We start from the raw sequence: 23,070 nt of genomic DNA, 5'->3' as shown, positions 1-23,070 counted from the left end.
TGCGGCGCCTACAGCCACAGCATGCAGCCGGTCTCGAAGCGGTGGCTGAGCTGGGCGTGGTAGGGATACATGCGCACCTTGTAGTACTGCAGCCCCGCCAACGGCGGCTGCAAGTCCAGACGGAACAGCGCCGCGCCGTCGCGTCGCGTCATTTGATGGTCGAAGGCGTGACTGTCGTGCTCCACGAACTCGCCGTCTTCGCCCAAGGTGCCCACCAGGCATTCGACCACCACGTCGTCGGGTTCCAGCCCGTTCAGTTGCGCGTTCACTTCCAGGACCAACGACTCCCCGGCGCGCATCTCGCTGGGCGGTGACTGTTCGCCGCCAAGGCTGACGCCGGGCCACGCGGCGCGCACCTTCTTCTTCCATTCCGACAGGACGCGTGCGCCGCGAAACTCGTCGGCCATGAGCGCGGCGTGCTGCTGCTTCGCGGGGCCGTAATAGTGCTTCACGTAGTCCATCACCATGCGCTCGGAACTGAAGCGCGGCATCAGCGAACGCATGGAGGCCTTGGACTTGCGCACCCAGCCCTCGGAGTAGCCGTGGCCGTTGCGCTCGTAGTACAGCGGCACCACCTGCTTCTCCAGGATGTCCATCAGCTCGTGTGCCTCCTCGCGATTGCGGAAGGTGGCGTCGTACTGCGGACCGTGCGGGGTGATGGCCCAGCCGTTTTCGCCGTCGTAGCCCTCGCCCCACCAGCCGTCCAGGATGCTGAGGTTGAGTACCCCGTTGATGCCGGCCTTCTGCCCGCTGGTGCCGCTGGCCTCCAGCGGGTAGTCGGGGTTGTTCAACCACACATCCACGCCCGAGACCAGCTTGCGGCTCAGCGCGAGGTCGTAGCCCTCGAGCAGGATGATCTTGCCCTCGAACTCCGGCCGGCGCGAGAAGTCGTGGATGATGCGGATCAGGTGCTGGCCCGGCTGGTCGTGCGGGTGGGCCTTGCCGGCGAAGATCAGGATCACCGGTCGCTCCGGGTCGTTCAGCAGACGCTCCAGACGCTCGGGATCGGCGAACAGCAACGTGGCGCGCTTGTAGGTGGCGAAGCGGCGCGCGAAGCCCACGGTGAGCACCTCCGTCTCGTGCGGGCGCAGGTGCTGCACCAGGCGCTCGGTCTGCGACTCGGAGAGCCCGTTGCGCCGGTGCTGGCGGACGGCGCGGCGGCGCACGTCCTCCAGTAACATCGCCTTCAGCGACTGGCGCAGGCTCCAGAAGCTGTGGTCGGGAATGTCGTCGATGCGCTGCCAATAATCCGGGTGACACAGCTCGGTACGCCACCCGCCGCCGAACTGCATGTCGAACACATTGGCCCACTCGCGCGCCAGGAAGGTCGGCACGTGCACGCCGTTGGTGACGTAGCCGATCGGGTTCTCCTCGGCGGGGATCTGCGGCCACACGTAGGCCTCCATCTGCGAGGCCACGCCGCCATGGATGCGGCTCACCCCGTTATGGAAGCGCGAGCCCCGCAGCGCCAGCGCGGTCTGGTTGAAGCCGTGCGGGTTGGCCGGTCCCGCACCGAGTTCGAGGAACGCCTCGCGCGAGATGCCGAGCCGCTGCACCAGCGGGGAGAGGTACTCGTCCACCATCTCGTGCGGGAAGATGTCGTGCCCGGCCGGCACCGGCGTGTGGGTGGTGAACACCGTGCCGCTGGCCACTGCCTCCAATGCGGCCTCGAAGGAGAGCCCTTCGTCGATCAACTCGCGGCAACGCTCCAGGATCTGGAAGGCGGCATGCCCCTCGTTGATGTGCCACACCGTCGGCTGCAGGCCGAGTTGACGCAGCGTCCGCACCCCGCCGATACCGAGCACGATCTCCTGCTGCATGCGGGTGTGAATGTCGCCGCCGTAGAGTTGGTAAGTGATGGAGCGGTCCGCCTCGCTGTTTTCGGGCAGATCGCTGTCGAGCAGGTATAGGCGAATGTGGCCCGCCACCGCCTGCCAGACCTTCAGACGCACGGTGCGCCCCGGCAGCTCCACCTCGACGTAGACGTCGGTCCCGTTGCGGTCTTGCGCGGGCGTCACGGGCAGGTCCGCCACATTGTTTTGCGCGTACTGGGCGACCTGGTTGCCCTGTTCGTCGATGATCTGGTTGAAGTAGCCGCGGCGGTACAGCATCCCGACCGCCACGAAGGGCACGCCGAGGTCGCTGGCGGCTTTGCAGTGATCGCCGGCCAGGATGCCGAGGCCGCCCGAGTAGATCGGGAAGCTCTCGTGGAAGCCGAACTCCGCGCAGAAGTAGGCGACCAGGTCCTGATCCGGATCGAGAATCTCCTCCACGCCGGAGCGGATCCGCTCCTCGCGGTAGATGTCGTAGGCGGATAGGACGCGGTTGTAATCCTGGATGAACACGCGGTCGTTGATCGCCTCGTCCAGGACGCTCTGCGCCACCCGGCGCAGGAACACACGCGGGTTGTGCCCGCAGGTTTCCCACAGTTGGGGGTCGAGGCGGTAGAACAGACCGCGCACCTGCCGCTCCCAGCTGTACAACAGATCGTCGGCCAGTTCCTTCAGGCGGGCGAGGCGGGCGGGAAGGGTCGGTTGGACCTCCAGCGGGAATTGAGTACCGGGCATAGGTGTGTTTTCGTCCTTATTGGACCCGAGCGGGTGCCGGGTCGGGTGTCGGCGGATTGGCGAAGGATAACGCGTGCCGCATCAGCAGCAGAAGGCGGGCCTACTGGATTTGGGACTGGTGCCAGCACCGCGGATCGCCGAAGCGGGCCAAGATCGCTATTGTGCGCCCATCCCGCCGCTCAGTCCAAGGTGGTGCGGGACATTGCCGCTCAATGGGCTCAGGATCGGTTCCCAAACAGGGTCCGGGTCCGCTGGTCGGACGGCGCGAACACAGGGAACTGCCCCGCTACGGCAGCGCCGAAAATGGAGGCGCCTGAAAACCACGCTTTTCAGGGGCCGACCAGGAAGAATCCATGGATGGATCCCGACGCGCCTCCGCGGCACAGGGAGGTGCCGCCATTTTCGGTAAGCGCCGAAAATGGGAGGTCCCTGAAAACCACGCTTTTCAGGGGCCGACCAGGAAGAATCCATGGATGGATCCCGACGCGCCTTCGCGGCACAGGGAGGTGCCGCCATTATCGGCGCCAGCCGATAATGGGAGCCCCTTGAAAACCACGCTTTTCAAGGGGCGACTAGGAAGAATCCATGGATGGATTCCGCCGCGCCCCCGCGGCACAGGGAGGTGCCGCCATTATCGGCGCCAGCCGATAATGGGAGCCCCTTGAAAACCACGCTTTTCAAGGGGCGACTAGGAAGAATCCATGGATGGATTCCGCCGCGCCCCCGCGGCACAGGGAGGTGCCGCCATTATCGGCGCCAGCCGATAATGGGAGCCCCTTGAAAACCACGCTTTTCAAGGGGCGACTAGGAAGAATCCATGGATGGATTCTTCCGTATATAAAATGGTGCCGAGGGGGAGACTCGAACTCCCACGGTGTCACCACCACCTGATTTTGAGTCAGGCGCGTCTACCAGTTCCGCCACCCCGGCGAGGGAACGCGGAAGTATACGCGTCCGGCGGCGCCCGGCCAAGCAGCCGGCGAGCCGATCTGTTACCATCGCGCGGCCCATGCAGCGTACCGACTTTCATTTCGATCTCCCCCCCGAGCTCATCGCCCAACACCCGCCGGCCGAGCGCGGCGCCAGCCGCCTGCTGTGCCTGGCGGGCGCCACCGGGCAATGGCAGGACCGGCGTTTCGCGGAGCTGCCGACGCTGTTGGCCCCCGGCGACCTGCTGGTGTTCAACGACACGCGCGTGGTGCCGGCGCGGCTGCGCGGACACAAGGACAGCGGCGGGCGGGTGGAAGTCCTGATCGAGCGCATCCTCGACGATCGCCGGGCGCTGGCGCTGGTACGCGCCAGCAAGTCGCCGCGCGAGGGCAGCACGCTGTGGCTGGGCGAGGACCTGCGGGCCGAGGTGGTGGGGCGGCGCGAGGATCTGTTCGAGCTGGTGTTGGCGGGTGAGCGGCCGCTGCTCGAGCTGTTGGAGGCGTATGGCGAGCTGCCGCTGCCGCCCTACATCGGCCGCGCCGCCGAGGCCGCCGACCTTAGCCGCTACCAGACGGTCTATGCGCGCCGGCCCGGCGCCGTGGCGGCGCCCACCGCCGGGCTGCATTTCGACGAGCCGCTGCTGGCGGAGCTGGCGGCGCGGGGTGTCGAGCGCACCTTCGTGACCCTGCACGTCGGCGCGGGCACCTTCCAGCCGGTGCGCGCGGATGATGTCCGCGAGCACCGTATGCACTACGAGTGGCTGGAGGTGACGCCGGAGGTGGTGGAGCAAGTGGCACGCACCCGCGCGCGCGGCGGGCGCGTGGTGGCGGTCGGCACCACGGCGGTGCGTGCGCTGGAATCGGCGTCGCAGAACGGCACGCTGCGCCCTTACGCCGGCGAGACGAATCTGTTCATCTATCCCGGTTATCGGTTCCGCGTGGTGGACGCCATGGTCACCAATTTTCATTTGCCCGAATCGACATTGCTGATGCTGGTGAGCGCCTTCGCGGGGCGCGAGGCGGTGCTGGCGGCCTATGCGCACGCCGTGGAGGAGCGTTATCGCTTCTTCAGCTACGGCGACGCCATGTACATCACCCCGCAGCCCGAGGCCCGCGATGCGCTTTGAGCTCCTGGGGCGCAGCGGGCAGGCCCGGCGCGGGCGCCTGCATCTGGCGCACGGCACGGTGGAGACGCCGGCCTTCATGCCGGTGGGCACCTACGGCACGGTCAAGGCCATGACGCCGGACGAGGTGAGCGCCGACGGCGCCGAGATCGTGCTCGGCAACACCTTCCATTTGATGCTGCGCCCCGGCCGGGAGCTAATCGAGGCGCACGGCGGACTGCACGGCTTCATGGGTTGGCACGGGCCGATTCTGACCGATTCGGGCGGCTTTCAGGTGTTCAGCCTCGGCACCCGGCGCAAAGTGCGCGAGGAGGGGGTGACCTTCGCCTCGCCGGTGAACGGGGACCGCGTGTTCCTCGGTCCGGAGGAGTCCATGGCCATGCAGCGCGCCCTGAACTCCGACATCGTGATGATCTTCGACGAGTGCACCCCGTATCCCGCGGATGAGCGCACGGCGCGCACCTCCATGGAACTGTCGCTGCGCTGGGCGGCGCGCAGCAAGGAGGCGCACGGCGACAACCCCAACGCGCTGTTCGGCATCGTGCAGGGCGGGATGCACACCGAACTGCGCCATCGCTCGCTCGAGGGTCTGCAGGCCATCGGCTTCGACGGCTACGCCATCGGCGGCTTGTCGGTGGGTGAGCCCAAAGACGAGATGCTGCGGGTGTTGGATGAACTGACGCCGGCGATGCCCGCCGAGCGGCCGCGGTATTTGATGGGCGTCGGGACCCCGGCCGACATCGTGGATGCGGTGGTGCGCGGCGTGGACATGTTCGATTGTGTGCTGCCCACGCGCAACGCACGCAATGGCCACTTGTTCGTGCGCGGCGGCGTGGTGCGCATCCGCAACAGCCGCTACCAGCACGACCTCGGCCCGCTCGACCCGGAATGCGACTGCTACACCTGCCGTCATTTCACCCGCGCCTATCTGCGCCACTTGGACAAATGCGGCGAAATTCTCGGCGCACGGCTTAACACCATCCACAACCTGCATTACTATCAGCAGCTTATGCGCGAGCTGCGGGAGGCCGTGGCGGCTGGACGGGTGGAGGAATACGCCCAGGCCTTCCATGCCCGCAACGCCGAGGCTATGTCATAATGCCGCTTTTTACCGCCAACCTTGGGAAACTTTATGAGCTTTTTCATCTCTGATGCTTGGGCGCAGGCCGCGCCGGCCGCCGATCAACCGGGCATGCTGGCGACCTTCCTGCCGCTGATCATCCTGTTCGTGGTGTTCTACTTCCTGCTGATCCGCCCGCAGCTCAAGCGTGCCAAGGACCACCGCAAGATGGTGACCGAGCTGGCCAAGGGCGATGAGATCGTGACCAACGGCGGGCTGGTGGGGCGCATCATCGAACTCGGCGAGAACTTCATGGTCGTCGAGGTGGCGGACAACATCCAGGTCAAGGTCCAGCGCCAGATGATCTCCTCGGTGCTGCCCAAGGGGACCATGAAGACCCTTTGAGGCCCCTCTTAGCCGGTAACAGTACGCGCGCGGCCGAGGCGGTCGCGCCGCGCAGGTAGACTATGAACCGTACTCCGCTCTGGAAGTATCTCCTCATCCTCGCCATCGTCGTGGTGGGCGTGGTGTATGCGCTGCCCAACCTGTTCGGCGAGGACCCCTCTCTGCAGGTCTCACCGCCGCGTACCGCGACGCTCGACGCCGCCGCGCGCGAGCGCATCATGGACTCGTTGCAGCAGGCCAACCTGACCCCGCGCGCGGTGGACGAGGTCGAGCGCGGCATCCTGGTGCGCTTCGAGGAGACCGAAGATCAGCTGCGCGCCAACGACATCGTGCGTGCCGCGCTGGGCCCGGAGTACACGGTGGCCCTCAATCTGGCGCCCAACACGCCGGACTGGCTGAGCGCGCTGCGTGCCGCGCCCATGTACCTGGGGCTCGACCTGCGCGGGGGCGTGCACTTCCTGCTGGAAGTGGATATGGAGGCGGCGGTCCACCAGGCGCTGGAACGTTACGTCAACACCTTCCGGTCCATGCTGCGCGACCAGCGCATCCGCTACCTGAGCGTGGCGCGCGAGGGCGGCGCGGTGGAGATCGGCTTCCGTGATGCCGCCGAGCGCGAACGCGCGCAGCGCCACCTGGGCGGCGAGTTCCGTGCGCTCGAGTTCACCACCGCCGAGCGGGGCGAGAACTTCTTTCTTTATGCCCGTCTGTCCGAAGACGAGCAGCGCGAGATCCAGCGCTTCGCGGTGCAGCAGAACATCACCACCCTGCGCAACCGCGTGAACGAACTCGGCGTGGCCGAGCCGATCATCCAGCAGCAGGGCGAGAGCCGTATCGTGGTTCAGCTGCCGGGGGTGCAGGACACGGCGCGCGCCAAGGAGATCCTGGGCACCACGGCGACGCTCGAGTTCCGCCTCGCGGTCGGCACGCACGACCAGTGGCAGGAGGCGGCGCAGACGGGCCGGGTGCCGTTCGACGCGCGGCTGTATCGCGAGCGCGACGGCTCGCCGGTGCTGCTGAGCCGGCAGGTGATCGTCACCGGCGATCAGATCACCGACGCCTCGTCCGGCTTCGATCAGGAGGGCGGGCGCCCCGCGGTGTTCGTCAGCCTGGACGGGCAGGGCGCGCGCGCCATGAGCCAGACCACGCGCGACAACATCGGCCGCCCCATGGCGGTGGTGTTCATCGAAAACCGGGTCGAAACCGTCATGGTCGGCGGCGAGGCGCAGCAGCGCACCCGTCGCGTGGAAGAGGTGATCAGTGTGGCCACGATTCAGGGCCACTTCAGCCGCCGCTTCCAGATCACCGGCGTCGGCAGCCCCGAGCAGGCGCGCGACCTCGCGCTCTTGCTGCGTGCCGGCGCGCTCGCCGCGCCCATCCAGATCGTCGAGGAGCGCACCGTCGGCCCGAGCCTGGGCGCGGACAACATCGAGCAGGGCTTCCGCTCGGTGGTGATCGGCTTCGTGTTGGTGCTGGCGTTCATGGCGCTGTGGTACCGCGGTTTCGGGCTGGTGGCCAACCTCGCGCTGGGGCTGAACCTGGTCATCATCGTGGCGGTGCTGTCGATGCTGCAGGCCACACTCACCCTGCCGGGTATCGCCGGCATCGTGCTAACCGTGGGTATGGCGGTGGACGCCAACGTGCTGATCTTCGAGCGAATACGCGAGGAGCTGCGTAACGGAAGCAGTCCGCACGCGAGCATCGTGGCGGGCTACGACAAGGCATTCTCGAGTATCGCCGACGCCAACATCACCACGATTCTGGCGGCCATCGTGCTGTTCATGTTCGGCACCGGCCCGATTAAAGGCTTCGCGATCACGCTAACGATCGGTATCGCGACCTCCATGTTCACCGCCATCGTCTGCACCCGCGCGGTGGTCAACTACTTCGTCGGCGGGCGCCGTATGCGCCGGCTGTCGATCTGAGGGTTCGCGTCATGTGGCTGATCAAGAAGAACCCCGAGTTCGACTTCATGGGCAAGCGCAAGCTGGCCCTGTTCATCTCGATAGTGCTGATCGTGGTGTCGATAGTGGCGCTGGCCACGCGCGGTCTGAACCTGGGGCTGGATTTCACCGGCGGCACGCTGGTTGAAGCGGGCTATCCGCATGCGGTGGAGTTGTCCGAAGTGCGCGCGGTGCTGGCCGAGGCGGGCTTCGATGATGCGGTGGTACAGCACTTTGGTACCGCGCGGGACGTGCTGGTGCGGCTCGCGCCGCGCGAGGGTGTGCAGGCCGCCACCCTGGCCGAGCAGGTGTTCGCGGTCCTCGATGCCTCGGTGGAGGGTGAGGTCGATCGGCGCCGCCAGGAGTTCGTGGGGCCGCAGGTGGGCGACGAGCTCACCGAAGACGGTGCGCTAGCCATGCTCTACGCGCTGATTCTGGTGATGATCTATGTGGCGCTGCGCTTCGAGTACCGCTTCGCGCTGGGCTCGGTGGCGGCGTTGATACACGACGTGATCATCACCTTCGGTATCTTCGCCCTGTTCCAACTCAGCTTCGACCTCACGGTACTGGCGGCCATCCTGGCGGTGATCGGCTATTCGCTCAACGACACCATCGTGGTGTTCGACCGCATCCGCGAGAACTTTCGGCGTCTGCGCAAGGGCACGCCGGCACACGTGATGAACGTGTCGATCAACCAAACCCTGTCGCGCACCTTGGTCACCGGCGTCACCACCTTGCTGGTGCTGCTGACCCTGCTGCTGATCGGCGGTGAACTGATGCGCAACTTCGCCATCGCGCTGATCATCGGCGTGGTGGTGGGTACCTACTCGTCGATCTACGTCGCGAGCCCCGTCGCGCTGGCGCTGGGTGTCAGCAAGGCGGATCTGATGCCCGTCAAGAAAGAGGGTGAAGGGGAAGGCGAAGGGCGCCCGGAGCCCTGAGCCGATGCCACGCGGCGCCCTGCGCGGGCGCCACGCACGATGGCCGCTCAATGGCTCAGGCGGCGCACTTCCTCCAGCGGGTCTTGTTCGTCGTCTTGCGGGCGCACCACGTGGCAGTGGGCGCTTTCCCCGCTGGTGCAGTCCGGGTCGCGTTCGTCTTCCGCGGCCCGGCGCAGGGTGTCGAACGTCCACACCACGGCGATTGCCCAGAGCACCAAGCCTAGCCCCAGCATCATCCACTCCAGCCCGCTGCTGCCCAGCAGTCCGTCGTTCAAGCCATAGAGCAATGCGGTGATGCCGGCGAGCCAGAATACGCCTATGGGCGCTGCGCAACAGCGCGCATAGGCGTAGCGGTACACGGCCAGAGGTGGAGCCAGGTAGGTGACAACATTCTTCATACCGCCCCCTTATGAGGTTGGGCGGGGCGCGGCAGGCGTATTCCGCTGGCGCGGCTCGCTGCCTGCGCTCCACTGACGACGGCGGACCCGGGTCCGTCGCCCGAAGGATCCCCACCGGGTCGTTACCCACCGACCTCTTGGAGTCGGGATCTACGCTCCCGTTTAGCAGCCGCGCCGCGGGCTTGTCAAGGCACTAGCGCGACGGCTGCGCCACGGTCGGGGTGCCGCGCAGGAGAGGGAAGTGCGACGGAGCGCCCTTTCAGCGGGTCAAAGCCTCGCCGAGGTGCGGCTGGATGGTCTGCAGAATGGCCTTGAAGACCTTGGGGTTGCCGCCAACCACGTTACCGCTTTCCATATAGCCGTGGCCGCCGGCGAAGTCGCCGACCAGCCCGCCTGCCTCCTGGATCATCAGCACGCCCGCCGCCATATCCCAGGGCTTGAGCCCGATCTCCCAGAACCCATCCAGGCGCCCGGCCGCGACGTAGGCGAGGTCCAGCGCCGCGGCACCGGCGCGACGGATACCCGCGGTCTTGGGGAGCATCGCGCGAAACGTCTCGAGGTAGGCGTCGAGGTGCTCAAGGTCCTTGAAGGGGAAGCCGGTACCAATCAGCGAGCCGTCGAGGCTGCGGCGGCTGGTGACGCGGATGCGGCGGCTGTTGAGCTGCGCGCCGGCGCCGCGTGAAGCGGTGAACAACTCCTGGCGCAGGGGGTCGTAGATCACGCCCTGGTACAAACGCCCGCGCTGCTGCACGGCCACCGAGACGGCGAACTGCGGAAACCCGTGTAGAAAATTGGTGGTCCCGTCGAGCGGGTCGATGATCCACACATACTCCTCGTCCAGCCCCTGCGCGCCGCTTTCCTCGGCCAGGATGCCGTGCTGGGGGTAGGCCTCGCGGATGATGCGCACGATCTCCTGCTCGGCGCGGCGATCAATCTCGCTGACGAAGTCGTTCTGCGCCTTCTGCACGACGTTGAGCGTGTCCAGCTGGTCGACCGAACGTGCAATGACGTTGCCCGCGCTGCGCGCGGCACGAACGGCGATGTTCAGCAGGGGGTGCATGTAGGGGACTCCTCGGTTCGTGGCGCAGGGGCAGGCGCCCGCCTGGCTGCAAAACGTTGTATTCTAGCAGCCCGCAAGTGCTGTCGGCATGTTTCATGAGCCTCTCGCAGATTCGCTTTGTCCTGGTCAACACCTCGCATCCCGGCAATATCGGGGCGACGGCGCGCGCGCTCAAGAATATGGGCCTGGAGCGGCTGTACCTGGTCGACCCGCTGGAGTACCCGCATGCCGAGGCCACCGCGCGTGCCTCGGGGGCCGACGACCTGCTCGCCCGCGCCGTGGTGTGCGCGACGCTGGAGGAGGCCGTGGCCGACTGCGCCTTGGTGCTCGGAGCGAGCGCCCGCCTGCGCACCTTGCCTTGGCCGGTGGTCGAGCCGCGCGAGGCCGCCGCGCGGGCGATGGCGTTGGCGGGCGAGGCGCAGGTGGCGGTGGTGCTCGGGCGCGAGCATTCGGGCCTGACCAACCAGGAACTGGAACGCTGCAACGCGCTGGTGCACATCCCGAGCAATCCCCGCTACAGCTCGCTCAACGTGGCAGCCGCCGCGCAGGTGCTGGCCTACGAGTTGCACTTGGCGGCGCGCGAGGCGCCTCCGGCGCCGGAGACGGACGGGCCGCTCGCTACCGGCGCCGACATGGAGGGGCTATACGCTCACCTCGAGCAGGTGCTGGTAGAGGTCGACTACCTGGATCCCGGCAACCCGCGCCAACTGATGCGCCGCTTGCGCCGGCTGTTCAACCGGGCGCAACTTGAGCGCATGGAACTCAACATCCTGCGCGGGGTGTTGACCGCGGTGCAGAAGAAAACCGGACGCTGAAGGCGATGCTAGTCGGCACTGGCATCGTGACGGCGAGTTGCGTCATAATAGTTGACGCGTTTACTCAGGAATAGGGGCTCACGCCTATGTTTGGCCGGCTGCGCGAAGACCTTCGCTGCATCAGGGAGCGGGATCCTGCCGCGCGTCATGCACTGGAGATTCTCACCACCTATCCCGGCCTGCATGCGATTTATCTGCACCGCCTGAGTCACGCGCTGTGGCAGTGGCGCCTGAAGTGGCTGGCGCGCGTGCTTTCGACGGTCGGTCGCTGGTTGACGGGAATCGAGATTCATCCAGGGGCCAAGATCGGCCGGCGGTTCTTCATCGACCACGGCATGGGCGTGGTGATCGGCGAGACCGCGGAGATCGGCGACGACTGCACCCTGTACCACGGTGTGACCTTGGGCGGCACCAGCTGGCAGAAGGGCAAGCGTCATCCGACGCTCGGCGCGGACGTGGTGGTGGGCGCGGGCGCCAAGGTGCTCGGGCCGATCACGCTGGGCGAGGGCGCGCGGGTGGGCTCGAACGCCGTGGTGGTCAAGGACGTGCCCGCCGGCGCCACCGTAGTGGGCATCCCGGGGCGCGTGGTGCGCAAAAGCGGGCCGGTGGTGGAGGTCGATGCGCGCCGTCGCGCGATGGCGCAGAAGATCGGCTTCGACGCCTACGGCACCACACAGGACATGCCCGATCCGGTGGCTAATGCCATCGATTGCGTACTCGATCACATGCACGCGACGGATAAGCAGCTGGAGATCCTGTGGCATGCCATGCAGCGCCTCGACCCGAAGTTCCACGGGACGGCGCCCGAGTCGGCCGCCTGCAGCGTGGATCTGGAGAGCCAGAAGCCCGGCGGCCCCGAGCAGGAAGCGGCCGCGGGCCGCAAGTAGGTAGTACCCGTATTGCCGGGGTTGGGGGGCGTTGGGTAGATTTTCACCAGGCGCCGATTGAGCCGCCTCGGGCCTTGGGCCTCGCCCGTATCCGGGCGCCGCGGCACACACTGGACAGCAATCGCGCGCGAAGGAAGAGCTATGAAGTTGACGACCAAGGGGCGTTACGCCGTCACCGCAATGCTGGATCTCGCCTTGCATTACACGGATGGCCCGATCACTCTGGCCGATATCTCGCGGCGCCAGGGCATCTCGCTGTCGTATCTTGAGCAGCTGTTTGCACGGTTGCGCAAGCACGGGCTGGTCGAGAGCGCGCGCGGGCCGGGCGGCGGCTATCGCTTGAGCCGCGCCGCCGCACACATTGCGGTGGCGGACGTCATCACCGCCGTGGACGAGAAGGTGGACGCCACGCGCTGCGGGGGGGCCTCCAACTGCCAAGGCGAGGAGCGCTGCCTGACCCACGATCTATGGGCGGATCTCAGCAACCAGATCCACAGTTTCCTGAGCAACATCACCCTCGGCGAACTGGTGGAGCGGCGCGCGGTGCGCGAGGTCGCCACGCGCCAGGATATTAAGGTGGCGCGCTTCGTGCGTCCTTAGCACGCAGCGGTCAAGCTTCGGAAAGTGTGGTCTGGCGCCGCCGGAAGGCGCGCCGCCAAGTATGTTCAGGAGGTAGTCAATGGCAGTCAGTCTCACCCCCGCGGCCGCCAGCCGCGTCAAGAACTTCATCGAGAAGCGCGGCTCCGGCGAGGGACTGCGCGTGGCGGTGCAGCGTACGGGCTGTTCCGGCTACATGTACGTCGTCGACTACGCCGAGGCGGTGGCGCCCGAGGACAAGGTGTTCGAGAGTCACGGTGTGAAGGTGATCGTCGACCCGAGCAGCCTGATGTACCTCGAAGGCACCGAGGTCGATTACCGGCGCGAGGGCCTCAACGAGGGATTCAAGTTCAACAACCCCAACGTCAAGGACGAGTGCGGGTGCGGAGAGAGTTTCAATATCTGATTGCAAGCCGGGATGGCGCTGTTTTGAAGCCGGATGAATCCCTCCTGGATTCCCCGGCTGACGGAAGGCGAGAAGCGTGTTCTCGCCTTCCTTCGTTTTCGGCGTGTTGCCCCGAAAACGGGCGGCGGCTGTTTTAAGCCGGATGAATCCCTCCTGGATTCCCCGGCTGACGGAAGGCGAGAAGCGTGGTTCTCGCCTTCCTTCGTTTTCGGCGTGTTGCCCCGAAAACGGGCGGCACATCCCTGTGCCGCGGACCCTGCGGGTTCTCGGCGGTTGTGGGCGCGTGGCCTGATGTCGCGCCGTTCCCGTGCCATCTATCTCGTCGCGGCTGAACCCCTGGCGCGCGTCTGCGTCCAATCAAGACGGGCGTCCATATGCCCGCCGACTTTGTTTTCAATGGCTTGTCTTCGGCGGCGGTGCGCCATGGCTCTGCAGGGCGGCGCGCGGTCGTTCGGCGGGTTGCGCGGACTTTTTGTGCACGCGGTCACGGCGCTCGATTGTGGGCCTGCGGGGCGACCGTTAGAATAGCGCGACCGCCGGGAGGCGGATGGACACCCCCCTAGAGACCTTACGGAGTAGTCATGGCCACAGAACGTACCCTCTCCATCATCAAGCCCGACGGCGTCGCCAAGAACGTGATCGGCGAAATCTACAGCCGCTTCGAGAAGGGCGGGTTGCGCATCGTCGCCGCCAAGATGTTGCAGCTGTCGCGCGAGCAGGCCGAAGCCTTCTACGCGGTGCACAAGGAACGCCCGTTCTACAACGACTTGGTGAGCTTCATGACCTCCGGCCCGGTGATGGTGCAGGTGCTCGAGGGGGAGAACGCGGTGGCTCGCAATCGTGAGCTGATGGGCGCCACGAACCCGAAGGATGCCGCGCCCGGCACCATTCGCGCCGATTTCGCCGAGACCGTCGACGAGAACGCCGTGCATGGTTCGGACGCCGCGGAGACTGCCCGGGAGGAGATCGCTTTCTTCTTCAAGCCCGAGGAATTGTGCGCGCGGACGCGCTGAGGCGCCGCGCGTTCTAGGCACACGGAGGTGCCGTCGCTGCAGCGCCGCGTGAGCAGCGGGGAGTGCGCCGCGCGCGCCGCTCCGTCTCCGGGGGCGGCGGCAGCGCGACGCCGGACCGCCCGCCGCCGAAGTACCCCAGCGTCATAGAGGCAATGCCCCATGGATCAGGCAGCACAGTCAGACCGCCCCCAGGCCGCGGGAACCCAGGAAGGGAACGCGCGCCTCAATCTGTTCGGCCTCAACCGTGCCGCGATGGAGGCCTATTTCGTCGACCTCGGCGAGAAGCCCTTCCGCGCCACGCAGGTGTTGAAGTGGATACACCAGCTTGGTGTCACCGACTTCGACGCCATGACCAACCTCAGCAAGGCACTGCGGGCGCGGCTGGCCGAGCGTTGTGAGATCCGCCCCCCCGAGGTGCGATTGGAGCAGACCTCGGCCGACGGTACGCGCAAGTGGTTGCTGAGCGTGGACGGCGGCAGCGCGATCGAGACGGTATTCATCCCCGAGGCCGGGCGCGGCACGCTGTGCGTGTCCTCGCAGGTCGGCTGTAGCCTCAACTGCTCGTTCTGCTCGACCGGGGCTCAGGGCTTCAACCGCAATCTGACCACCGCGGAGATCATCGCGCAGGTGTGGGTCGCGAAGCGTGCGTTGGAAGGGGATCCGGACGGCGCGCGGCGGGATTCTCCGGCCGCCGAGCGCGTGATCACCAACGTGGTGATGATGGGAATGGGCGAGCCGCTGCTCAACTTCGACAACGTGGTGCCCGCCATGGACATCATGATGGACGATTTCGCCTATGGCCTGTCCAAGCGGCGCGTGACGTTGAGCACCGCGGGCGTCGTGCCCATGCTCGATCGCTTGGCCCAGGAGAGCGACGTGGCGCTGGCGGTCTCGCTGCACGCGCCCAACGATGCGCTGCGAAACGAACTCGTGCCGCTCAACAAGAAGTACCCTATCGCGGAGCTGTTGGCGGCCTGCAAACGCTACGTGGCGGCGGATTCGCGCCGGCGCATCACCTTCGAGTACGTCATGCTCGAGGGCGTCAATGACAGCCTGGAGCACGCGCGCGAACTCATCCGGGTGCTGCGTGGCGTGCCTTCGAAGGTGAATCTGATCCCGTTCAACCCCTTTCCTCAGGCCCGCTATCGGCGCTCCTCGCAGTCCCGCATCGATCGCTTCCGCGACGTGCTGCTGGCCGCGGGCCTGACCACCATTACACGCAAGACACGCGGTGACGATATCGACGCCGCCTGCGGTCAGCTCGCAGGCCGGGTACAAGATCGGACGCGCCGCAGCCAACGCCTACAGAGGGTGCAGGAGGTGAGATGAGAGCATCGACCAGAACCTTGGTTCTGGCAGGGATGCTGATTGTTTTGCTGGCAGGATGTGCCAGCAAGGGTCCACGGGAAGAGCAGAGCGGTCCGGCTGAGTTGAATGCCGAACTCGGTCTGGCCTACATGCAGCAGGGCGAACTGGAACTCGCACTGAACAAACTGCAGCGGGCGTTGCAGCACAATCCGCGCCTGGACCGGGCCCACCACTACCTCGCCGAGTTGTATCGGCGTCTGGACGAGCCGGAGAAGGCCGAGCAGCATTTCGCGCGCGCCGTGCGGCTGGCCCCGCGAGACGCCGCCTTGCACAACAACTACGGCGTGTTCTTGTGCTCCCAGGGGGAGTACCAGCGCGCCTCCAAGCACTTCCACACGGCGCTGCGCAACCCGGTCTACAACGCCCCGGCGCAGACCTACGAAAACCTGGGCGTGTGCAGTAAGCGCAATGGCGACGCGGAACAGGCGGCGTCTTACTTTCGGTCGGCGCTGCAACTCGATCCACACTTGCCTACGGCGCTCGTGGCGCTGATGGAGCTCAAGTACGAGCAGGGCGAGCACCTGGAGGCGCGACGTTACCTCCAGCGGTATCGGGAGGTCGGTCCGCATACGGCCGAGACGCTGTGGCTCGCGGTGCGCAACGAGTACGCGCTGGGCGATCAGAATGCGGTGTCCAGCCTTCGCATGCAGTTGAACAACCGCTTTCCGGATTCGGACGAAGCGCGCCTGATGCGCGAATGGGAACGCACGCGACATGAGCGACACTGAACACGTACAGGAATCGGCCGAGCGCTTGGGCGCCGGCGCGCGGCTGCGGGCCGCGCGCGAGGCCCGCGGTCAGACCGTGCAGCAGGCCGCTCAGGCGTTGCGGCTGGAGGCGCGGGTGGTGCAGGCGCTGGAAGCGGAGGAGCGGGCGGCACTGCCGGCCGACATGTTTATCAAGGGCTACCTGCGCGCCTACGCGCGCCACCTGGGGCTGGACCCCGATACCGTCGTGGGCGAGTTTCCGCTGGACCTCCATGACCCCGCCCTGATGCCGAACATCACCCGTCCGCAGGTGCGCAGCAGCGATGCCCCGGTGCGACTGGTGACCTATGCGGTGGTGCTGGGCTTGGTCGCGCTATTGGCGATCTGGTGGGCCACGCAGGGCTCGGACCGCTTCGCCGAGCGGCTGCCGGTCGAGGACGCGGGCGGCTCGGTCACGGTAGCCGCGGGGGACGCGGTGCCCGATGAGGTTGCCGGCCCAGAGCCGCTCGCCGAGCCGCCGATTGTGGAGCCGGCGGCCCCGGCGCCCGCGCCGACGGCGGCCTCCGAACGCGCGGCGGCCCCCGCCCCGGAACCGGCCCCGCAGGTGCAAAGCGCGCCCGCGGACGCCCTCGCGGCGCGGCGCGAAGCCGCGCCGGCGGCCAATGAGGCGGCCCCGCGGGTCGCCGCAGCGGCGCCCAAGTCGCGCCTGGTGCTGCGCTTCGAGGCCGATTCCTGGACCGAAGTGACCGACGCGAGCGGCGAGCGCCTGGCCTATAACCTGGTGGCGGCCGGGCGTGAGTTGAGCCTCGAGGGTGAGCCGCCGTTCACGGTATTCCTGGGCTATTCGCCCGGCGTGGCAGTGACCTACGACGGTGCGCGCTTCGACCAGTCACGCTACAATCGCGCGAATGATGCGGCGCGTTTTCGCATCGGCCAAGCGCGCCACTAGCCCACCTTCTATCCCGCGGTGATCGACATGCAGTTCCACGGTGCAATACAGCGACGCTCTTCCCGCCAGATCATGGTCGGCGATGTGCCGGTCGGCGGCGGGGCGCCCATCGCCGTGCAGAGCATGACCAATACCGAGACCTGTGACGTCGAGGCAACGGTGGCGCAGATCGAGCGTCTGGAACGCGCGGGCGCCGACATCGTGCGCGTGTCCGTGCCCACCATGGAGGCCGCCGAGGCGTTCGGGCGCATCAAGCAACGGGTGCGGGTGCCGCTGGTGGCGGACATTCATTTCGATTACCGCATCGCGCTGCGCGTGGCCGAGTTGGGCGTGGACTGCCTGCGCATCAACCCGGGCAACATCGGGCGTGAGGATCGCGTGCAGGCGGTGGTGAGCGCCGCGCGCGACCGCGGCATCCCCATCCGCATCGGGGTGAACGCCGGCTCGCTCGAGAAGGATCTACAGAAGAAGTACGGCGAGCCCACCAGCGAGGCGCTCGTCGAATCCGCCCTGCGCCACATCGAGATCCTCGACCGGCTCGACTTCCAGGACTTCAAGGTCAGCCTGAAGGCCTCCGAGATCTTTATGACCGTGGGCGCGTACCGCCTGCTGGCCAAGCAGATCGAGCAGCCGTTGCACCTCGGCATCACTGAAGCGGGCGGCCTGCGCGCGGGCACCGTGAAGTCGTCCATCGGGCTCGGCATGCTGCTCGCCGACGGCATCGGCGACACCATCCGCATCTCGCTCGCCGCCGATCCGGTGGAGGAGGTGAAGGTCGGCTTCGACATCCTGAAGAGCCTGCACCTGCGCAACAAGGGCATCAACCTCATCGCCTGCCCGTCCTGCTCGCGACAGAACTTCGACGTGATCGCCACGGTGAACGCCCTCGAGGAGCGCTTGGAGGATGTACTCGAGCCCATGGACGTCGCGGTCATCGGCTGCGTGGTCAATGGCCCGGGCGAGGCCCGCGAGGCCAACATCGGCCTGGCTGGCGGTAGCCCGAATCTGCTCTATATCGGCGGCAAGCCGCATCACAAGGTCGGCAACGAGGGTCTGGTCGACGAGCTCGAGCGGGTGGTGCGCGCCGAACTTGCACGTCGCGCCGAAGCGGGGGAGGCAGAGCCCGGGCGCCCCGTGATCCCCATCAAGGCCGTCTGAGCGCCGACGGGGACAACCCGTCCAGTGTTTCGGCGCGCCGTGGCGCAACGCCGCAGTGCCGGGCATTTCAACATCCTGCTAGCGCCGCCACCGCCCATGTATAATGCGGCCTCCTGCGCGTCCGCGCGCGCCCTTCCAACCCGTCGATCGAGGTCAGTTTTGTCCAGCACCGTACAGGCCGTGCGCGGGATGAACGACATCCTGCCCGAGCAGACCCCCCAGTGGCAGTACTTGGAGGCCGGCTTCCGCGCCTTGATGGCCCAGTACGGCTACCGCGAGATTCGCCTGCCCGTGGTGGAGAAGACCGAGCTGTTCCGCCGCTCCATCGGCGAGGTCACCGACGTGGTCGAGAAGGAGATGTACACCTTCGAAGACCGTAACGGCGACAGCCTGAGCCTGCGCCCGGAGGGCACCGCGGGCTGCGTGCGTGCCTGCATCGAGAACGGGCTGCTGCACAATCAGGTGCAGCGCCTGTGGTATGCGGGTCAGATGTTCCGCCACGAGCGTCCGCAGAAGGGGCGCTACCGCCAGTTCCATCAGGTGGGCGTGGAGGCCTACGGGCTGGCGGGGCCGGACATCGATGCCGAACTCATCGTCATGACGCGGCGCTGGCTGGACGGGCTGGGTCTGGGCGACGCGGTTACCCTGCAGCTCAACTCGCTGGGCACCGCCGCCGCCCGCGCGGCCTATCGCGAACGCTTGGTGACCTATCTTGCGCAGCACGCGGACGTGTTGGACGAGGACAGTCAGCGGCGGCTGCACACCAACCCGCTGCGCATCCTCGACAGCAAGAATCCCGCGATGGCGCCGATGCTCGCCGAGGCGCCGGTGCTCACCGAACACCTGGACGCCGAGTCGCAGGCGCATTTCGAGGCCCTGCAGGGCTATTTGCGCGACGCGGGCGTGGACTTCGTGGTGAACCCGCGCCTGGTGCGTGGACTGGATTACTACTCGCGTACCGTGTTCGAGTGGGTCACCGACCGCCTCGGCGCCCAGGGCACGGTTTGCGCCGGCGGGCGCTACGATGACCTGGTCGAGCAATTAGGCGGTAAGGCCACGCCCGCGATCGGTTTTGCCGCCGGGCTGGAACGCCTGGTCGCGCTGTTGGACGAGACGCGTCGGCTGGACGACGCGCCGCACGTGTATCTCGTGATGGCCGGGGATGCGGCCGAGCGGCGCGGCTTTGCGCTGGCCGAGGGGCTGCGCGACGCGCTGCCGGGCCTGCGCGTGCTGATGCACGCCGGCGGCGGAAGCTTCAAGAGCCAGCTCAAGCGCGCCGATCGCAGCGGCGCTGCGGTGGCGGTGATCCTGGGCGAGAGCGAGGTGGCGCAGGGGGTGGCCGGTATCAAATGGCTGCGCGAGGCGCGTGAGCAGGAGAGCGTGGCGCAGGAGCGCCTCGGTGAGCACCTGGCGGAGAGGGTGACGCGCCCAACGACACAGCAAGAGCCCGCCATCGGCTAGCGGGCCGATTGAGGATCAGGAGGCAGGACGGTGCAGACAGACGACGAACAACTCGAAGCGCTCAAGCGCTGGTGGAAGGAGTACGGCCGCTCGGTGGTGCTCGGCGTGGTGCTTGGCGGCGCCATCGCCGGCGGTGCCTGGTGGTGGATGGAGCAGCAGGAGCGCCAGGCCGAGTCGGCCTCCATGGCGTACCAGTCCATGCTCCACGACCTGGAGCAGGGCGAGTACGCCCGCGTCATGGAGCAAGGCCAGGGGCTGATCGGCGAGTATTCGCGCAGCGCCTACGCCGGCCTCGCCGCGCTGGCCGTGGCGCGCGCCGCGGTGGCACAGGATGAACTCGACGTGGCCCGCGCGCAGCTTGCCTGGGCGGCGGACAATGCCCGTACCGATGAGGCGCGCACCTTGGCGCGGCTGCACCTGGCGCGGCTGCTGCTCGACGCCGGCGAGCACCAAGAGGCGCTGGCACGGCTGGAAGGCGAGGTGGCGGACCCCCTGCGGCCCGCCTTCGACGAGGCGCGCGGCGACGTGTACCTCGCGATGGGCGAGCGCGCGCAGGCGCGGCAGGCCTACGCGGCCGCGCTGGAGGGCGTGGAGGGGCGGCCCTCGCAGCTGTTACAGATGAAGTATGACGACGTCGCGGATGCGGCCACACAAGAGGACGCGGCCTCGTGAGACGCCTGCTGACGGTGGCGGCGCTCGCCGCCCTGCTGCTCGCCGGTTGCGCCACACGCTCGGCGGTCGAACCCCCGGCGCCGCTGGTCGAGTTCGAACCCACCGTGGAGGTGAAGCGGGACTGGCAGCGCCGCGCCGGTGGCGGCGACGACAAGCGCTATCTGCGGCTGGCGCCGCTGGTGGCCGACGGCGCGGTCTATGTCGGCGAGCGCGGCGGTACGGTGCGCGCCTACGAAGCCGGGAGCGGCCGCCCGCTGTGGCGCCAAGATCTCGAGGCGACGCTGACCAGTTCGCCCGGCTGGGGCGCTCATTTGTATATCGGCGCGAGCGACGGCACCGTGGTGGCGCTCGCGCCCGATACCGGCGAGGAGATCTGGCGCGCACGGGTCAGTTCCGAGGTGCTGGCGCCGCCGCGTGAGGCGGGCGGGGTGGTGGTGGTGCGTTCGGGTGATGGTCGCCTTACCGGCCTCGATGCGCGCGAGGGCCGACGGCTGTGGGTTTACGACCGCACCGTGCCGGTGCTGACGCTGCGCGGCACCAGCGCGCCGCTGCTGCTCGGCGACTGGTTGTTGGCCGGCTTCGACAGCGGCCAGCTCACCGCGCTGACCCTGGCCGAGGGCGGCGTGCTGTGGGAGCTGCCGCTCGGCGTGCCGCGCGGACGCAACGAGCTCGAGCGCATGGTGGATATCGACGCCGATCCGCTCGTGGTCGGCCCCTTGGTCTTCGCGGCCAGCTATCAGGGGCGTGTGGGCGCCATCGAACTGGAGAGCGGCCGGGCCGTGTGGGCGCGGGATATCTCGGTGCACGCGGGTCTGGCCACCGACGCGCGGCCGCGCGGTCCGGCGGTGGTCGGCGCCGTGTATGTGACGGACGCCGACGATCACCTGTGGGCGCTCGATGCCCGCACCGGCGAGACCTTGTGGCGTCAGGACGAGTTGCGCGGCCGGCGCCTCAGCGGCCCGGCCGTGCACGGCGACTACGTGGTGGTGGGCGACTACCAGGGCTATCTGCACTGGTTCGCGCGCGAGGACGGGCGCCTGGTGGCGCGCGAGCGCGCCGACCGGCGCGGGGTCCTCGCCGCACCGGTGGTGGAGGGCGAGTACCTGTACGTGCACGGCCGCGGCGGGCGCCTCAGCGCTTGGCGCGTCGGAGGCTGACGAGCGAGCCATGGCGCTGCATCCGGTCATTGCCCTGGTGGGGCGCCCCAACGTCGGCAAGTCCACCTTGTTCAACCGCCTCACGCGTTCGCGCGATGCGCTGGTGGCCGACCAACCCGGGCTGACCCGCGACCGCCAGTACGGGCGGGTCGAGCATGCCGGGCGCGCGTTCATCGTGGTGGATACGGGCGGCCTCACCGGCGAGGGCGGCGGCCTGGAGGGCCTCATGGCACAGCAGGCCATGCGTGCCGTGCAGGAAGCCGACCACGTGCTGTTCCTGGTGGACGGGCGCGGCGGCCTGACCGGCGGCGACGAGGCCATCGCCGCGGAGCTGCGGCGCACCGGCAAGCCGGTCACCCTGGTCGCCAATAAGATGGAAGGCCTGGACCCGGACGTCCACGCCGTCGAGTTTCACGCTCTGGGGCTCGGCGAGGCGCTGGCCATCGCCGCGGCGCACGGCCACGGCGTGCCCGACCTGATCGCACAGGTGCTGGAAGCGGTGCCCGAGCCCGAGGCGCCCGACGCGGCGGCCGAGGAGGAGTTCGGCATCAAGGTCGCCGTGCTCGGGCGGCCCAACGTCGGCAAATCCACCCTGGTGAACCGCATGCTCGGCGAGGAGCGGGTCCTTGCCTACGACATGCCCGGCACCACGCGCGACAGCATCCACATCCCCTTCGAGCGCGACGCACAGCGCTACACCTTGATCGACACCGCGGGCGTGCGCCGCCGCGGTCGCGTCCACGAGGCCATCGAGAAGTTCAGCGTGATCAAGGCCCTGCAAGCCATCGAAGAGGCCCACGTGGTGATCATGGTGCTGGACGCGCGCGAGGGCATCTCCGACCAGGACGCGCACCTGCTGGGCTTCGTGCTGGAGGCCGGTCGCGCGCTGGTGGTGGTGGTGAACAAGTGGGACGGTCTGGAACGCGACGTGCGCGAGCGGGTACGCAGCGAGTTGGACCGCAAGCTGCCGTTCGTGGATTTCGCCGAGGTGCGCACCATCTCGGCCCTGCACGGCACCGGCGTGGGCGACCTGTTCGGCTGCGTGCAGCGTGCCTACGACGCGGCCATGCGCAAGCTGCCGACGCCCCAGCTCACGCGTCTGCTGCAGGACGCCGTGACCCAGCATCAGCCGCCGCTGGTGCGGGGGCGGCGCATCAAGCTGCGCTACGCCCACCAGGGCGGCAGCAACCCGCCGCTGGTCGTCATCCACGGCACCCAGGCCGAGGCCGTGCCGGACAACTACCGGCGCTTCCTGGTCAATCTGTTCCGCGAGCGCCTGAAGCTGCGCGGCACGCCGCTGCGCATCGAGTTCCGCTCCGGCGCCAACCCCTACGAGGGCCGCAAGAACAAGCTCACCCCCCGTCAGGCCGAGCGCCGCAAGCGCCTGATGCGTCACGTCAAGGGCAAGTCGTAGCGGCGAGCGCGCCGCGCGGCATTCGCCGCCGTTTCTCGCCGG

21 protein-coding genes and 1 tRNA gene are annotated in these 23,070 nt (G+C 67.7%); 18 read left to right on the top strand and 4 right to left on the bottom strand.

Annotated features, from left to right (window positions below; translation table 11 throughout):
- Positions 1 to 8: 8 nt before the first annotated feature.
- Together glgP and HUS23_02320 are read right to left on the bottom strand one after the other, a co-directional pair.
- Positions 9 to 2,567: an alpha-glucan family phosphorylase gene (gene glgP / locus HUS23_02325; GenBank protein ID QKT02732.1), complete on the bottom strand. Its 2,559-nt coding sequence runs from the start codon at positions 2,565 to 2,567 to the stop codon at positions 9 to 11.
- A gap of 843 nt (positions 2,568 to 3,410) precedes the next feature.
- A tRNA-Leu gene (locus HUS23_02320) sits at positions 3,411 to 3,497 on the bottom strand.
- Positions 3,498 to 3,576: 79 nt separating this feature from the next.
- Here HUS23_02320 and queA point away from each other — a divergent pair.
- The 5 genes from queA to secF all read left to right on the top strand — a co-directional run bounded on the left by queA (position 3,577) and on the right by secF (position 8,966).
- Positions 3,577 to 4,623, top strand: a complete 1,047-nt coding sequence (gene queA / locus HUS23_02315; GenBank protein ID QKT02731.1) for a tRNA preQ1(34) S-adenosylmethionine ribosyltransferase-isomerase QueA — start codon at positions 3,577 to 3,579, stop codon at positions 4,621 to 4,623.
- Positions 4,613 to 5,719 carry a tRNA guanosine(34) transglycosylase Tgt gene (gene tgt / locus HUS23_02310; protein ID QKT02730.1) on the top strand — a complete coding sequence of 369 codons (1,107 nt, stop codon included), beginning with the start codon at positions 4,613 to 4,615 and terminating at the stop codon, positions 5,717 to 5,719. Before queA ends, tgt begins: the two co-directional genes overlap by 11 nt.
- Before the next feature lie 33 nt (positions 5,720 to 5,752).
- Positions 5,753 to 6,085 carry a preprotein translocase subunit YajC gene (gene yajC / locus HUS23_02305; GenBank protein ID QKT02729.1) on the top strand — a complete coding sequence of 111 codons (333 nt, stop codon included), beginning with the start codon at positions 5,753 to 5,755 and terminating at the stop codon, positions 6,083 to 6,085.
- 62 nt (positions 6,086 to 6,147) lie between these two features.
- The gene (secD, locus tag HUS23_02300; protein QKT02728.1) at positions 6,148 to 8,007 is read left to right on the top strand and encodes a protein translocase subunit SecD; all 1,860 of its coding nucleotides are present in this window, start codon (positions 6,148 to 6,150) and stop codon (positions 8,005 to 8,007) included.
- Between the two features lie 11 nt (positions 8,008 to 8,018).
- Positions 8,019 to 8,966 (top strand): protein translocase subunit SecF, encoded by a 948-nt coding sequence (gene secF, locus HUS23_02295; protein ID QKT02727.1) that lies wholly within the window; start codon positions 8,019 to 8,021, stop codon positions 8,964 to 8,966.
- Between the two features lie 47 nt (positions 8,967 to 9,013).
- Here secF and HUS23_02290 read toward each other — a convergent pair whose 3' ends face one another.
- Together HUS23_02290 and suhB are read right to left on the bottom strand one after the other, a co-directional pair.
- Positions 9,014 to 9,364 carry a hypothetical protein gene (locus HUS23_02290; GenBank protein QKT02726.1) on the bottom strand — a complete coding sequence of 117 codons (351 nt, stop codon included), beginning with the start codon at positions 9,362 to 9,364 and terminating at the stop codon, positions 9,014 to 9,016.
- A gap of 259 nt (positions 9,365 to 9,623) precedes the next feature.
- Positions 9,624 to 10,424 carry an inositol-1-monophosphatase gene (gene suhB, locus HUS23_02285; protein ID QKT02725.1) on the bottom strand — a complete coding sequence of 267 codons (801 nt, stop codon included), beginning with the start codon at positions 10,422 to 10,424 and terminating at the stop codon, positions 9,624 to 9,626.
- 95 nt (positions 10,425 to 10,519) lie between these two features.
- On the opposite strand from suhB, the gene HUS23_02280 reads away from it, so the two are divergent.
- The 13 genes from HUS23_02280 (at position 10,520) to der (ending at position 23,028) form a co-directional block, all read left to right on the top strand.
- Positions 10,520 to 11,239: an RNA methyltransferase gene (locus tag HUS23_02280; protein QKT02724.1), complete on the top strand. Its 720-nt coding sequence runs from the start codon at positions 10,520 to 10,522 to the stop codon at positions 11,237 to 11,239.
- A gap of 86 nt (positions 11,240 to 11,325) precedes the next feature.
- Complete coding sequence (gene cysE, locus HUS23_02275; protein QKT02723.1) at positions 11,326 to 12,126, top strand: serine O-acetyltransferase; 801 nt, start codon at positions 11,326 to 11,328, stop codon at positions 12,124 to 12,126.
- Between the two features lie 141 nt (positions 12,127 to 12,267).
- Positions 12,268 to 12,726 carry a Fe-S cluster assembly transcriptional regulator IscR gene (gene iscR / locus HUS23_02270; GenBank protein QKT02722.1) on the top strand — a complete coding sequence of 153 codons (459 nt, stop codon included), beginning with the start codon at positions 12,268 to 12,270 and terminating at the stop codon, positions 12,724 to 12,726.
- Positions 12,727 to 12,805: 79 nt separating this feature from the next.
- Complete coding sequence (locus HUS23_02265) at positions 12,806 to 13,129, top strand: iron-sulfur cluster assembly accessory protein (protein ID QKT02721.1); 324 nt, start codon at positions 12,806 to 12,808, stop codon at positions 13,127 to 13,129.
- A gap of 581 nt (positions 13,130 to 13,710) precedes the next feature.
- The gene (gene ndk, locus HUS23_02260; protein ID QKT02720.1) at positions 13,711 to 14,142 is read left to right on the top strand and encodes a nucleoside-diphosphate kinase; all 432 of its coding nucleotides are present in this window, start codon (positions 13,711 to 13,713) and stop codon (positions 14,140 to 14,142) included.
- A gap of 159 nt (positions 14,143 to 14,301) precedes the next feature.
- Positions 14,302 to 15,471 (top strand): 23S rRNA (adenine(2503)-C(2))-methyltransferase RlmN, encoded by a 1,170-nt coding sequence (gene rlmN, locus HUS23_02255; GenBank protein QKT02719.1) that lies wholly within the window; start codon positions 14,302 to 14,304, stop codon positions 15,469 to 15,471.
- A complete protein-coding gene (gene pilW / locus HUS23_02250) occupies positions 15,468 to 16,238 on the top strand; it encodes a type IV pilus biogenesis/stability protein PilW (protein QKT02718.1) in 771 nt (256 codons plus the stop codon). Before rlmN ends, pilW begins: the two co-directional genes overlap by 4 nt.
- A complete protein-coding gene (locus HUS23_02245; protein ID QKT02717.1) occupies positions 16,225 to 17,166 on the top strand; it encodes a helix-turn-helix domain-containing protein in 942 nt (313 codons plus the stop codon). The genes pilW and HUS23_02245 overlap by 14 nt, the downstream gene beginning before the upstream one ends.
- Positions 17,167 to 17,193: 27 nt before the next feature.
- Positions 17,194 to 18,324: a flavodoxin-dependent (E)-4-hydroxy-3-methylbut-2-enyl-diphosphate synthase gene (gene ispG / locus HUS23_02240; GenBank protein ID QKT02716.1), complete on the top strand. Its 1,131-nt coding sequence runs from the start codon at positions 17,194 to 17,196 to the stop codon at positions 18,322 to 18,324.
- Positions 18,325 to 18,483: 159 nt separating this feature from the next.
- Positions 18,484 to 19,785 (top strand): histidine--tRNA ligase, encoded by a 1,302-nt coding sequence (gene hisS, locus HUS23_02235; GenBank protein QKT02715.1) that lies wholly within the window; start codon positions 18,484 to 18,486, stop codon positions 19,783 to 19,785.
- Between the two features lie 30 nt (positions 19,786 to 19,815).
- Positions 19,816 to 20,457, top strand: coding sequence for a tetratricopeptide repeat protein (locus HUS23_02230; protein QKT02714.1), 642 nt, complete (start codon positions 19,816 to 19,818; stop codon positions 20,455 to 20,457).
- Positions 20,454 to 21,614, top strand: a complete 1,161-nt coding sequence (gene bamB, locus HUS23_02225) for an outer membrane protein assembly factor BamB (protein ID QKT02713.1) — start codon at positions 20,454 to 20,456, stop codon at positions 21,612 to 21,614. Before HUS23_02230 ends, bamB begins: the two co-directional genes overlap by 4 nt.
- 16 nt (positions 21,615 to 21,630) lie before the next feature.
- A complete protein-coding gene (gene der, locus HUS23_02220) occupies positions 21,631 to 23,028 on the top strand; it encodes a ribosome biogenesis GTPase Der (protein QKT04932.1) in 1,398 nt (465 codons plus the stop codon).
- Positions 23,029 to 23,070 lie beyond the last annotated feature (42 nt).

It is taken from the genome of Ectothiorhodospiraceae bacterium 2226 (genome assembly GCA_013348725.1).
Taxonomy (GTDB): domain Bacteria; phylum Pseudomonadota; class Gammaproteobacteria.
This window is presented reverse-complemented; position numbering and strand designations above follow the sequence as displayed.